This is a genomic window from Streptomyces oryzae (assembly GCF_017676365.1).
Taxonomy (GTDB): Bacteria; Actinomycetota; Actinomycetes; order Streptomycetales; family Streptomycetaceae; genus Streptomyces; species Streptomyces oryzae.
This window is the reverse complement of record NZ_JADKMA010000219.1, coordinates 1-12,256: the sequence shown is the minus strand read 5'-3', so window position 1 is coordinate 12,256 and position 12,256 is coordinate 1. Positions and strand designations below refer to the sequence as shown.

10 protein-coding genes are annotated in these 12,256 nt (G+C 69.5%); 4 read left to right on the top strand and 6 right to left on the bottom strand.

Annotation, left to right across the window (positions count from 1 at the left end):
- From ITI46_RS29710 to ITI46_RS29700, 3 genes are all read left to right on the top strand, one after another.
- A partial coding sequence (locus ITI46_RS29710; RefSeq protein WP_209243018.1) for a WXG100 family type VII secretion target occupies positions 1–541 on the top strand: 541 nt, incomplete at its 5' end.
- Positions 542–563: 22 nt separating this feature from the next.
- On the top strand, positions 564–2,918 hold the full coding sequence (locus ITI46_RS29705; protein ID WP_209243017.1) for a hypothetical protein: 2,355 nt from the start codon (positions 564–566) through the stop codon (positions 2,916–2,918).
- Positions 2,919–2,958: 40 nt separating this feature from the next.
- The gene (locus ITI46_RS29700) at positions 2,959–5,298 is read left to right on the top strand and encodes a hypothetical protein (RefSeq protein WP_209243016.1); all 2,340 of its coding nucleotides are present in this window, start codon (positions 2,959–2,961) and stop codon (positions 5,296–5,298) included.
- A 42-nt stretch (positions 5,299–5,340) separates the two neighbouring features.
- Here the strand turns inward: ITI46_RS29700 and ITI46_RS29695 are convergent, their stop codons facing one another.
- The 6 genes from ITI46_RS29695 to ITI46_RS29670 form a co-directional block, all read right to left on the bottom strand.
- Complete coding sequence (locus ITI46_RS29695) at positions 5,341–7,470, bottom strand: xanthine dehydrogenase family protein molybdopterin-binding subunit (RefSeq protein ID WP_209243015.1); 2,130 nt, start codon at positions 7,468–7,470, stop codon at positions 5,341–5,343.
- 11 nt (positions 7,471–7,481) lie between these two features.
- A complete protein-coding gene (locus ITI46_RS29690) occupies positions 7,482–8,492 on the bottom strand; it encodes an FAD binding domain-containing protein (protein WP_209243014.1) in 1,011 nt (336 codons plus the stop codon).
- Positions 8,493–8,499: 7 nt separating this feature from the next.
- Positions 8,500–9,153, bottom strand: coding sequence for a 2Fe-2S iron-sulfur cluster-binding protein (locus tag ITI46_RS29685; RefSeq protein WP_209243013.1), 654 nt, complete (start codon positions 9,151–9,153; stop codon positions 8,500–8,502).
- 68 nt (positions 9,154–9,221) lie between these two features.
- Positions 9,222–9,731: a mycothiol transferase gene (locus tag ITI46_RS29680; RefSeq protein WP_209243012.1), complete on the bottom strand. Its 510-nt coding sequence runs from the start codon at positions 9,729–9,731 to the stop codon at positions 9,222–9,224.
- A 99-nt stretch (positions 9,732–9,830) separates the two neighbouring features.
- Entirely contained in the window at positions 9,831–9,998 is a 168-nt protein-coding gene (locus ITI46_RS29675; protein ID WP_209243011.1) for a DUF5670 family protein, read from the bottom strand.
- A 199-nt stretch (positions 9,999–10,197) separates the two neighbouring features.
- On the bottom strand, positions 10,198–10,647 hold the full coding sequence (locus ITI46_RS29670; RefSeq protein WP_209243010.1) for a hypothetical protein: 450 nt from the start codon (positions 10,645–10,647) through the stop codon (positions 10,198–10,200).
- 221 nt (positions 10,648–10,868) lie between these two features.
- On the opposite strand from ITI46_RS29670, the gene ITI46_RS29665 reads away from it, so the two are divergent.
- Positions 10,869–12,122, top strand: a complete 1,254-nt coding sequence (locus ITI46_RS29665; RefSeq protein ID WP_209243009.1) for a helix-turn-helix domain-containing protein — start codon at positions 10,869–10,871, stop codon at positions 12,120–12,122.
- The last annotated feature ends 134 nt before the right edge of the window (positions 12,123–12,256 follow it).

Below are 12,256 nucleotides of genomic sequence, written 5' to 3'. Positions count from 1 at the left end.
GGGCGGGGACGGGAAGTGGATCCAGGTAACGGATGACGTGCTGCGCGGCCACGCGAAGAACGTCAGAGAGGTCCTCGCCACCTCCTTCGACAAGGTGGACGATGCCGCCAAGCGGGAGACCGACCAAGTCCCCGGCTCCATGAAGGGCTTCGCGAGCGACGAGGCCTTCAAGGAGTTCCAGCGGATGTGGGACGAGCAGATGAAGTACCTGAAGGGGAAGTACGCGGGCGTGGCCAAGGCGCTCGATTCCGCCGCCAAGAACTTCAAGTCGACCGACGTGTGGACGAAGGAACAGGTGGAGAAGATCGAGCGCGAGCGGCGCGAGGAACAGGACAAGCCCTCGGTGCCGTCCCTGACGACCAAGGATCCGCTGGTCGGCCCGACAAGTCGGGGATACACCGGTCCTCCCGCACTGACCACGCCGGAGAACCCGCTGTACCCGGGCAAGCCGTTGTACGGCCCGTATGTGCCCAGCCAGACACAGACCCAGACGCCGACGCTGACCCCGACGGCGACACCGACGTTCGAGCCGAAGTCCTAGGGGAGCAGGGGGAACACGGGGGATGAGCGAGCACACTCTCGACTACACGACTGTCCGCGATGTAAATCTCACGCCGCTGCGGGAAGCGGTGCGCGAGTGGACCAAACTCCCCCAGAAGTTCCGGGATGTGCACACGACCTTCGACCGCACCGTCACCAAACCGCTGAGCACCCACCAGTCCGGATGGCACGGCGAGGCCAAGGACGCGGCATTCAAAAAATTCACGGGCATCCAGGAACAGCTGCTCGAGGCATCCAGACAGGCCCAGAAACTCGGCACCGTCATGTCCGAGGCCCTGAAAAAAATCCAGGACGCCAAGGACGAACTCAAGCGCATCGAGGCCGCGGTACACGAGAAGCCCAAACAAGAGGGCGCCAAGAACTACCTCAAACTGAACGAGAAGGACGGCGTCGTCTACATCGACCCGCCCGCCGACGAAGACACCCCCGGCCTGCACAAGGCCTACCACGAGACCCTCGCGGACTACAACCGCCGCATCCGCGAGGCAATCGCCAGCGCCAGCGACGCCGACCACGACCTCAAAACAGCCCTGCTGCTCGACCCGGCAGGCAAAGGCTTCAACGACGACGTCTACGGACACCTGGCCGACGTCGACAAGGAGACGAAGGAAGACGCCAAGGCCGCCCTGCACCTGGCAAAGGACGAGGGCAAGGAGATGAGCGCCAAGGAGCTGTCCAAGCTCAACGGCATCCTCGCCAAGAACGCCAACAACCCTGATTTCGCCGAGAAGTTCGCCCTGGGCCTCGGCCCCAAAGGCTCGGTGGACTTCTGGTACAACATGGCCAAGCCGGAGTACAAACAGAACGGCGCCGCCGGCTCGGTGCAGGTCGAGCGCAGCAAGGCGGAGACCGCGCGGCTCGCGGCGCTCCAGGACAACCTCGGGGTCGTACTCGGGCTGGCCAGCCAGTCCGACTCCCCCGAGATGAAGTCCTGGAAGAAGGACATGCTGGACATCAGCATGAACCGCATCAACGCCGAGGACGCCAAGGGCAGCCCGTACGCGGACAAGGGGCCCTACAACGCCCAGGTACTCAGCAATCTGATGCGTACGGGCAAGTGGGACTCGGACTTCCTCAACACCTACGGCGACAAGGTCTTGGACAAGGACCAGGAGAAAGCCGTAAAGAACTACAAGAACGACCCGCCGAGCAAGTGGATCAGCGGCGGTCTGTCCGACTCGGCCTTTCTCAACTTCGGCCCGAAGAACGACGCGGGCGAGGACCCCGTCACCGGTCTCATGGAGGCCCTCAACCACAATCCCGATGCGTCCACCGAGTTCTTCAAGGACAAGGACCACTTCGACTATCTCACCAAGGAGCGTGAGTGGCCGGAGGACGGCGAGATCGCCGACGAGGGCAAGCTCAAGGACGTCAAGGCGGGTTCGCAGTCCCTCGCACACGCGCTGACCGCCGCGACGACCGGGCATGAGTGGGACGCACCGCTGCCCCATCCGCCGTCCCATACCAAGGATCAGGCGCATGTCATGTCCGAGCTGATCAAGGGCGTCTCGTCCAAGGACGACCACATCAAGCTCGAGCCCGGCATGCACGCGCCGCTGGGCCGGGCCGCGGCCGAGTACACGCCGGACTTCTTCCGCCTGATGAAGGACGGGTCCGACGACGCCAAGCTCTTCCCGGCGCAGGGGGCGCTGATCGACGAGCGGGAGGTGAGCCACACCGACGCGACCCGGTTCATGCTGGCGCTCGGCCAGGACCCGGACGCCAACGACGCGTTGACCAAGGCCCAGAAGGTCTACACGGCCGAGATCCTCGAACACCACCTCGGCGGCGACCTGCCCGCGGACCAGAAGTACGACGCCAGCCAGAAGGAGACGGTGCAGGAGATTCTCCGCGCCTCCGGGGAAACGGCGGGCACCCTGGCAATCGGACGCCAGGAGGCCGTCATCGGGCCGGCCGTCGTCCGGGACGCCGAGTTCGAGAGCGCCACGCTCAGCGGCAGGCTCTGGGGCGGCGCCGCATTCTCGACAGGCGTGATCCCCGCCACCGTGAAGTGGATGAGCCCGGTGGGCGGTGCGGCATTCGGGTCCATCGTCACCGGTGCCGAGGCCGCCGCCGCCTACGACATCGACGCCCAGATCTCCAGAAGCGAGAGCATCGACAAGGCGGACATCGCCGCACAGATCTACGACCGGGCGCAGAAGCGGGATATCGAACAGAACGAAGTCGTCCTCAAGGAGATCGAAAAGCTCTACCCCGTCGACACGTCGAACACCTGGGCCGAGATCTACTCCAAGGAGGGATTCAACGAGGCCGTCACCAGGGTCGCCCGTACGGCCCCGTTCCTCGACTCCATCGACCAGGTCAAGAGTCTTCCCGTCGACCGTCCCGACTCGTAGCCTTCTCCGTGCCGAGCCGCAGCAACAGGGGGGAGCGTGCATGTCCGCCGCGCCTGAGCTCGACTACACGACTGTCCGCGATGTAAATCTCACGCCGCTGCGGGAAGCGGTGCGCGAGTGGACCAAACTCCCCCAGAAGTTCCGGGATGTGCACACGACCTTCGACCGCACCGTCACCAAACCGCTGAGCACCCACCAGTCCGGATGGCACGGCGAGGCCAAGGACGCGGCATTCAAAAAATTCACGGGCATCCAGGAACAGCTGCTCGAGGCATCCAGACAGGCCCAGAAACTCGGCACCGTCATGTCCGAGGCCCTGAAAAAAATCCAGGACGCCAAGGACGAACTCAAGCGCATCGAGGCCGCGGTACACGAGAAGCCCAAACAAGAGGGCGCCAAGAACTACCTCAAACTGAACGAGAAGGACGGCGTCGTCTACATCGACCCGCCCGCCGACGAAGACACCCCCGGCCTGCACAAGGCCTACCACGAGACCCTCGCGGACTACAACCGCCGCATCCGCGAGGCAATCGCCAGCGCCAGCGACGCCGACCACGACCTCAAAACAGCCCTGCTGCTCGACCCGGCAGGCAAAGGCTTCAACGACGACGTCTACGGACACCTGGCCGACGTCGACAAAGAAACCAAAAGGGACCTCGACGCGGCCGTCAAGCTGGCGGGCGACGAGGACATCAAAAAGGATCCCAAGGCTCTCTCACAGCTCAACGGGCTGCTGGCGAAGAACGCCAGGAACCCGGACTTCGCCGAGCAGTTCGCCACGCGTATGGGAGCCAAAGGAACGTTGGAGTTCTGGTACAAGGCGGCCCAGCCGGAGTACGACGACGACGCCTGGCTCACTCCGAAGAAGCGGCCCGAAGCAGTGGAGAAGCAACTCGCGGCACTGCAGGACAATCTGGGCACGACGCTTGCGCTGGCCAGCCACTCCGACTCGCCGGAAATGACGCAGTGGAAGAAGGACGTCCTCGACCTCGGCTACCAGCGGATGGGCCCCAATCGGACCGGCTACGACTCCCAACCGCCGTACGGCTTCCAGGTGATGAGCAATCTGATGCGCACCGGGAAATGGGAGTCGCAATTCCTGCACGACTACGGGGAGAAGCTGGTCAAGACGGACAAGGAGCCGTTCATCGGCCCGGCCGGCGAGGAGAAGGAGCAGACCCACCGCAAGTGGCTCAGCAACGGGCGGATGCCCAACAACTTCCTCAACTTCGGCCCCGGGAACGATCAGGGTACGGACCCCTTCACCGGGTATCTGGAGGCGCTGGGCCACAATGGCGAAGCCTCCACGGACTTCTTCAAGAACGATGAGAACTTCGACTACCTGACGCGCGAACGGACCTGGATGCAGGACGGCGAGCCGACAGGGGACGGCCCCGACAAGGGCGCCACAGGTCCTCGTGAGGCGCTGGGCCACGCGCTGACCTCGGCGACCACCGGTCACGACTGGGACGCGCCGCTGGCGCATCCGCCGTCCCACACCAAGGACCAGGCGCACATCATGTCCGAGCTGATCAAGGGCGTCTCATCCAAGGACGACCACATCGAGCTCGCCCCCGGCATGCACGACTCGCTGGGCCGCGCCGCGTCGGAGTACACACCGGACTTCTTCCGCGCCATGAAGGACGGGTCCGGCGACGCCAAGCTCTTCCCGATGCACGGCAACCAGGCCGACATGAGCCATATCGACGCGACCCGGTTCCTGGTCGAACTGGGTCAGGACCCGGACGCCCACGCGGCGCTGACCCAGGCCCAGAAGCTCTACACGGCCGAGACCCTCGAACACCACCTGGCCGGTGATCTGCCCGCCGGCCAGAAGTACGACGCCAGCCCGAAGGAGACCGTCCAGGAAATCCTCCGCGCCTCCGGAGAGACCTCCGGGACACTGGCAATCGGACGTCAGGAAGCCGTCATCGGCCCCGCCGTCGTACGGGATGCCGAGTTCGAGAGCGCCACCCTCAGCGCACGGCTGTGGGGCAACGCCGGATTCGCCACCGCCGTGATCCCCGCCACCGTCAAGTGGATGAGCCCGGTGGGCGGCGCGCTCCTCGGCACGATCGTCACGGGCGCCGAGAGCGCCGCCGCCTACGACATCGACGCCCAGATCTCCAGAAGCGAGAGCATCGACAAGGCGGACATCGCCGCGCAGATCTACGACCGCGCCCAGCAGCGGGACGTCCAGCAGAACGAGAAGATCCTGGAGACGATCCAGAAGTACGACCACGTCAACACGTCGAAGACGTGGGCGGAACTCTACTCCGAGGAGGGCTTCGACCAGGCGGTCACCAGGGTCGGCCGCACGGCCCCGTATCTCGACTCCATCGACCAGGTCAAGAGCCTCCCCGTGGAGCGCCCCGGCTGACGGCCCGGCCGAGGCCGAGCAGATCAGCACCGGATGCCGGTCTCACGCCACCACCCCCACCCGGTCCGGGGTGAGGGGAAGTTCGCGGTAGCGGCGGCCCGTGGCGTGGTGGACGGCGTTGGCGATGGCGGCCGGGGTGCCGACGATGCCGATCTCGCCGATGCCCTTGCCGCCTACCGGGTTGAGGTACGGGTCGTGCTCCTCGATCCAGTGCGCGTCGATGTCGGGGACGTCCGCGTGCGCGGGGACGTGGTAGCCGGCCAGGTCCTTCTCCACGAAGCCGCCGAGCCGGGTGTCCAGCGAACTGTGCTCGGTCAGCGCCATGCCGAGGCCCATGGTCATCCCGCCGATGAACTGCGAGCGTGCGGTACGGGCGTTGAGGATGCGGCCCGCGGCGAAGACGCCGAGCAGCCGGCGCACCCGCACCTCGCCGGTCACCGTGTCGACGGAGACCTCGGCGAAGACGGCGCCGAACGCGTGCCGCGCGTACTCCTCCTGGCCCTGGACGTCGCTGGTGGTGTCGACGGTGACGAGGGTGCCGTCCGACTCGCGCAGCTCGCGGCACGCCTTGTGGACGGCCCAGCCCCACGAGGCGGTGCCGGAGGAGCCGCCGGCCAGCGGGGCGGCGGGCAGGTCGCTGGAGCCGACGTCGATCCGCACGGCCTCCAGCGGGACGCCGAGTTCGTCGGCGGCGACCTGGGCGAGCACGGTGCGGGCTCCGGTGCCGATGTCGGTGGCGTTGATCCGTACGTGATAAGCGGGCCGGGAGCCGTCGCCCAGCGCCTGGACCGAGGCGGTGGAGGGCGCGACGTACGCCGGGTAGGTGGACGCCGCCACTCCGGTGCCCAGCAGCAGGTCGCCGTCGCGGCGGGCGCCCGGGCGCGGGTCGCGGCGCTCCCAGCCGAAGCGGCGGGCGCCCTCGCGCAGGCAGTCGGCGAGGTGGTGGCTGCTGAACGGCCTGCCGCTGTCGGGCTCGCGGTCGGGGATGTTGCGCAGCCGCAGCTCGATCGGGTCGATGCCGAGGGCTGTGGCCACCTCGTCCATGGCGCATTCCAGCGCGTACATGCCGGGCGCCTCGCCGGGGGCCCGCATCCAGGAGGGGGTGGGGACGTCCAGCGCGACGACGCCGTGCCCGGTGCGGCTGCCGTCGGAGCCGTACATGACACGCGAGGGCACGGCGGCCTGCTCCACGAACTCCCTGACGGTGGAGGTGTGGGTGGTCACGTCGTGGCCGAGCGCGGCCAGCGTGCCGTCGTCGCGGGCGCCGATGCGCAGCCGCTGCACGGTGGGGGCACGGTGGCCGACCACGAAGGGCAGCTCCCGGCGGGGCAGCGCCACCTTGACGGCGCGTCCGGTGTGCTTGGCGCCCATCGCGGCGAGCACCACCGGGGGGCGCGGGGTGCCCTTGGACCCGAAGCCGCCGCCGACGTGCTCGGCGACGACGGTGACCTGGTGCGGGTCGAGCCCGAACATGGTGGCCAGCGTCTGGCACACCACGGTGGCGCCCTGGCTGGAGTCGTAGGCGATCAGGTGCCCGCCCTCCCACACGGCGGTCGCGGCGTGCGGCTCCATGGGGTGGTTGTGCAGCGGGCCGAGGGTGTAGGTGAGGTCGAAGCGGTGTGGCGCCGCGTCGTACTCCGCGTCGAAGTCGCCGCGCTCGCAGGCGCCGGGGTAGCCGCCGTTGGCCTGCTCGGGGTGGTAGAGCTTCGGGTGGTCCGGGTGTACGAGCACGTCGTGGGGCTCCTCGTCGTAGCTGACGTGGAGCGCCCGGGCCATCTCGCGCGCCGCCTCGGGCGTCTCACCGACGGCCAGCGCCACGTACCAGCCGCGGTGCGGCACCCGTGGGGACTGGAGCAGCAGGAGGGTGGGGTCGTCTGGTTCGCCGAGCCGGGGCGCGTTCTCGTGGGTGAGGACGGCGAGTGCGCCGGGCACCGCCATGGCGTCGCTGTCGTCGATGCCGGTGACGCTGCCGTGCGCGACGGCCGCGGCCACTGGCCAGCCGTACGCGCAGTCCGGCGGGGTGTGTTCGGCGGCGTAGCGCGCGGTGCCGGTGAGCTTGGCGGGGCCCTCGCGGCGCGGGGCGGCCGAGCCCAGGACGGGTTCGGCGGTGCGGTCGCCGCGGCGGGTGGTCCCTGTGGTGTCGGTGGTGTCGGTGGTGTCGTGTACGGCCATCGTCCTCGTCCTCACGTCCCTGCGGGGCGGTTCGGGGCGTCACCGGTCAAGGCGGTGAGCGTGTGTACGGCCAGGTTGCGGGCCAGCGGCACCTTGAAGGCGTTGTCGGACAGCGGGCGGGCTGCGGCCAGTTCGGCGTCGGCCGCGCGCGCGAAGGTCTCGGCGTCGGCGCGGGACCCGGTCAGCACCTGCTCGGCGGTACGGGCCCGCCACGGCCGGTGCGCGAGGCCGCCGAACGCGAGCGCGGCATGCCGTACGGTCCCGTCGCCGTCCACCGCGAGCACGGCGGCGGCCGAGGCGAGCGCGAAGGCGTAGCTGGCGCGGTCGCGGGCCTTGCGGTAGGCGGCGCGGGCGCCGGCCGGCGGTGGCGGCAGCGTGACGTGGGAGATCAGCTCGCCGGGCCGGAGCACCGTGTCCCGCTGCGGGGTGTCCTCGGGCAGCCGGTGGAACTCGGCCGCCGGGACCGTACGGCTGCCCTCCGGGCCGAGCAGTTCGAGCTGCGCGTCGTAGGCGGCCAGCGCCACCGCCATGTCGGAGGGGTGGGTGGCCACGCAGTGCTCGGAGTGGCCCAGCACCGCCATGTCCCTGTTGACCCCCTCCCGCGCGGAACAGCCCGAGCCCGGCTCGCGCTTGTTGCAGGGCGCCGAGAGGTCCTGGAAGTAGGGGCAGCGGGTGCGCTGGAGGAGGTTGCCGCCGGTGGTGGCCAGATTGCGGAGCTGCCCGGAGGCGCCGGCCAGCAGCGCCTGGGCGAGCGCCGGATAGCTGCGACAGACGGTGGTGTGTGCGGCCAGATCGCTGTTGCGGACGTTGGCACCGACGCGCAGGCCGCCGTCGGCTGTGGGCTCGATGTCGTTCAGCGGCAGCCGGGATACGTCGATGAGGTGTTCGGGCGTCTCGACGCCGAGCTTCATCAGGTCCACGAGGTTGGTGCCGCCCGCCAGGAAGCGGGCGTGGGGCTGGGCCGCGAACGCGGAGACCGCCTGCTCGGGGCTGGTGGCGCGCTCGAAGGTGAAGGGCTTCATCGCGGGGTCACCTCGCGGGTACGGCGTCGGTGCGGGCGTCCGTGCCGGAGTCGGCGTCGGTGCCGGCGTCAGCGCCGGCGTCGGTGCGGTGCGGGGCCGTCCCCCGGTGGCGCAGCGCGTGGTCCGTCACGTCCTCGATCGCCTCCACGATGTGCGGATAGGCGCCGCACCGGCAGATGTTGCCGCTCATCCGCTCCCGGATCTCGTCGCGGTTCAGCTCCGCCGGAGCGCCGGTGGCCCACTGGAGCGCCTCGGGGGACGTGGCGTGCGAGGGGTGGCCCTCGGCGGCCTCGCACAGCATGCCGACGCCCGAGACGATCTGGCCCGGTGTGCAGTAGCCGCACTGGAAGGCGTCCCGCTCGTGGAACGCCTCCTGGAGCGGGTGCAGCCGCTCCTCGTCGCCGAGCCCCTCGACGGTGGTGAGGTGCGCGCCGTCGTACGCCACCGCCAGCAGCAGACAGCTGTTGGCGCGGCGCCCCTCCAGCAGCACCGTGCAGGCGCCGCACTGGCCGTGGTCGCAGCCCTTCTTGCTGCCGGTGAGGTGGAGCTGTTCGCGCAGTACGTCCAGGACGGTGGCGCGGTGGTCGACGGTGACGGTGTGCGCGGTGTCGTTGACGTGCAGGGTGAGGGTTGAGCTGGTGGCGGTGCGCTGGGGAATCACGGGGCGCGCCTCTCTTCGGCTCTGGTGCTGCGGGGGGCCTGATTGCGGTCAGCGGCGGTAAGCGGCAGTCAGCGGCGTTCCAGCACGCCGCGCAGGAAGGCCGCCTGACCGACGTGCTGCATGGTGTCGCCGATGACGCTGACAAGGCGTACCCCGAGCGAGACCGGCGGGTCCCACGCGTCGTCGACGATGCGGTCGAGCGACCGGGAATCGAGGGTGTCCAGATAGTTGAGAGTCTGCTCGTGCACGGCGTCGTGGTACTCCAGCAGCGGCTTCGGCGAGTCCACCCGGACGGCCGCCACGTCCTCGGGCGCGTGGCCGAATCCGGTGTCGGCGGAGGTGAGGGGCAGCCCGAACCGCTTCTCGAACCCCTGTGCGTGCCAGACCTGTTCCGTACCGGCGGCGTCGGCGAGGTGGTCGTCCTGCACCCGGGTGAGGTGCCAGATCAGCCAGCTCACGCTGTTTCCCGCCGGGTCGGGCCCTTCGTTGAGGTGCTTCTTCCTGATGCCGCGGAGCGTGGAGTGGACCTCGCCGTTCACGCGGGTGAAGGCGTCCGTGAGCAGGGCGGTGATGTCCATGTATGTGACCTTACGACCCGATGGGTACGCCGGGCGTGCTTTGCCCCTGCCCCGCGGCTGAGCGGTGCGGGGCAGGGGCCGGTGCTGCCGGGTTCCTGGCTACCAGCGGTACCAGCGACCGCGCCGGCCACCGACCGCGGGCCGCACGAAGAATCCGAGCAGCCACAGGACGAGCACGATCACCGCGATCCACCACAGCGCTTTGAGGGCGAAGCCCGCGCCGAAGAGGATCAGGGCGAGCAGCAGTACGAGGAGCAACGGACCCATGTCATTTCACCTCCGCCGCCCCGAGTGCCCCGGCGGTCCGGCTCCAATCCGGGGCGCTCCCTCCCGGCGTCGCTCCCGTGCGGGGGTGCCCCTGAGCGATGTCCGCCGGCTGCGGGTGTGGGTCGGCTGAGCGCGCAGTTCCCCGCGCCCCTTCGGGGCGCGTCCTGCCTTCTGTGCGCGTCCTCCCTCCGGGGCGCTGCTAGATGGGCACGATCAGCCGGGCCTTGCCCTGCTGGGAGGCGTAGTCGAGGGTCTGCCAGGTGCCGGACTGGGTGCTGGTGCCGACCGGGAAGCCGATCACCATGCCGGAGCGGTCCACCATCCACCGGTTGCGGGCCAGATACGCGGCGTCGTCCAGCGGTTCGGCGCCGAGTTCGACGACCTCCGCGATGCGGTCCCAGGCGCGGTTGACGGCCTTTCTGGCCTCCGGCGGCTGCTGGTCCAGCGTGCCGGGGACGGCGACGGTGAGCCATGCGCTGGTTTCGGTTGCCAGCCAGGCCAGCGCGAGGCTGTCGATGCCGCGGTCGCCGCCGAGGTGGAAGTGCGCGTCTTCCGCGAACGGTGCCAGATACGCGGTGAAGAGCTCCGCGTAGTACGCGGGCTCGTGGTGCCCCGCCGTACGGCTTCCGGTGATGGTCACGGTACGCATCGACTTGCCCCTGTCCCCTGACTCGGCTGACCACATGTGGCTTGGACGGCTACCCCCGTAAGCGATCGCTCGCAAGGCCGCTTCGCATCCTCGCACGGGGGACCGACAGGGCCCGTGTGTGAGGGAACGCGCCCCTGCGGGGCGAGGGCCCGCCTCTGCGCGGAGGGGAGCCACGAAGGGTCGAAAGGCGTACCGTGCCGGTAACGAGTTGAGGAGGCCATATGTCGTCCCAGCAGCCCAAGTTCGGATCAGCGCACCTCAGCATCGGGGATCGTGTGCGGGCGCTCCGCGAAGCACGGGGGATGACACGCGCGGTGCTCGCCGGGCTGTGCGGGCGCGGGCCCGACTGGCTGAAGAAGATCGAGTCCGGAGAGCGCGAGCTGGACTCGTACACCCTGCTGCTCCGGCTCGCCGCAGCGCTCCAGCTCTCCGACCTGTCGGCGCTCACTGGTGAGGAGGACGTCACCCAGCCGGTGCCGCTGGGGCGGCTGAACCACCCGGCGATGCCGGCGATCTGGGCGGCCGTGATGATGCGGGGCATCGGGCCAACGGCGGCTGAGGCTTGCGTCGATGTCGGCGTGCTCCAGGGGCGCGTCGATCAGACGTGGCGGCTCTGGCACACGTCCGGTCGGAACCGGACGGAGGTCGGTGCGCTGCTGCCTGCCCTGATCCGTGACGCGGAGGGTGCCGCGCGAGCGCTCGACGGGGCGGAACGCCGTGCCGCGCTGGTCGCGCTGTCCGATACCTATCGGCTGACCGGGCAAGCAACGGCGTATGTGGCGCCCGCCGAACTGGCGTGGGTGGTCGCCGACCGGGCGCTGGCGGCGGCCCAGCAGGCCGACGACCCGCTCGCGATCGCAGCCGCGGCGTGGAACATGGGCAACATCCTGCGGGAGACCTCGTACCCGGAAGAGGCGCTGCGGACGGTCAAGGAGGCGGCCGAACTGCTGCGTCCTTTGCTGGACGACGACACGGCCGAGGACCACCGGCGCGGTGTGTACGGAGCGCTCCAACTGCACGCCGCCGTCACCTGCGCCCGGGAGGGACGCGAAGGCGACGCCTGGCGGCACTGGGACACCGGTGAACGCGTCGCCCGGTCACTGCCGAGCGACTATGTGCACCCCTCCACCGTCTTCAGCCGCGCAAACGTGGACTTCCACGCCGTGTCGGTGGCGACCGACCTGCGCACCTCGGGCAAAGCGCTGTCTCTGGCCGACGACATCGACCCGGACACGATGCCGTCCACCGAGCGCCGCGCGCGGCTGTGGGTGGAGGTCGCACGCGGGCATCTCCAGCGCGGCGACGCGACGGCCGCCCTGCACATCATGCAGCGGGCGCACGCCGTTGGTGCGGAAACCGTGCGGTACACCCCGGCAGCGCGAACGGCCACGGCCGAACTGTGGCGCCGCGCACCCCGCGCACTGCGCACCGAGGCAGGCGAGTTGGCGTCGGCGGTAGGAGTCGCGGTCGCCTGATCCGAGTCCGCTCCGGACAGGGACACCGGGGGACAGGGGGACAGCTCGTCCCCCTGCGCCGGGCCCGTCCGCCCTACCTTCGACGGCTCCCGACCCCACCCGGAAGGAGCCGATCAGCATGTCCTCCAACACCC

Bases quoted from the DNA above. Each gene is read 5' to 3' on its own strand.
- ITI46_RS29700 (WP_209243016.1), top strand. From the start codon at position 2,959: ATGTCCGCCGCGCCTGAGCTCGACTACACGACTGTCCGCGATGTAAAT.
- ITI46_RS29670 (WP_209243010.1), bottom strand. From the start codon at position 10,647: ATGCGTACCGTGACCATCACCGGAAGCCGTACGGCGGGGCACCACGAG.
- ITI46_RS29705 (WP_209243017.1), top strand. From the start codon at position 564: ATGAGCGAGCACACTCTCGACTACACGACTGTCCGCGATGTAAATCTC.
- ITI46_RS29690 (WP_209243014.1), bottom strand. From the start codon at position 8,492: ATGAAGCCCTTCACCTTCGAGCGCGCCACCAGCCCCGAGCAGGCGGTC.
- ITI46_RS29695 (WP_209243015.1), bottom strand. From the start codon at position 7,470: ATGGCCGTACACGACACCACCGACACCACCGACACCACAGGGACCACC.
- ITI46_RS29675 (WP_209243011.1), bottom strand. From the start codon at position 9,998: ATGGGTCCGTTGCTCCTCGTACTGCTGCTCGCCCTGATCCTCTTCGGC.
- ITI46_RS29665 (WP_209243009.1), top strand. From the start codon at position 10,869: ATGTCGTCCCAGCAGCCCAAGTTCGGATCAGCGCACCTCAGCATCGGG.
- ITI46_RS29680 (WP_209243012.1), bottom strand. From the start codon at position 9,731: ATGGACATCACCGCCCTGCTCACGGACGCCTTCACCCGCGTGAACGGC.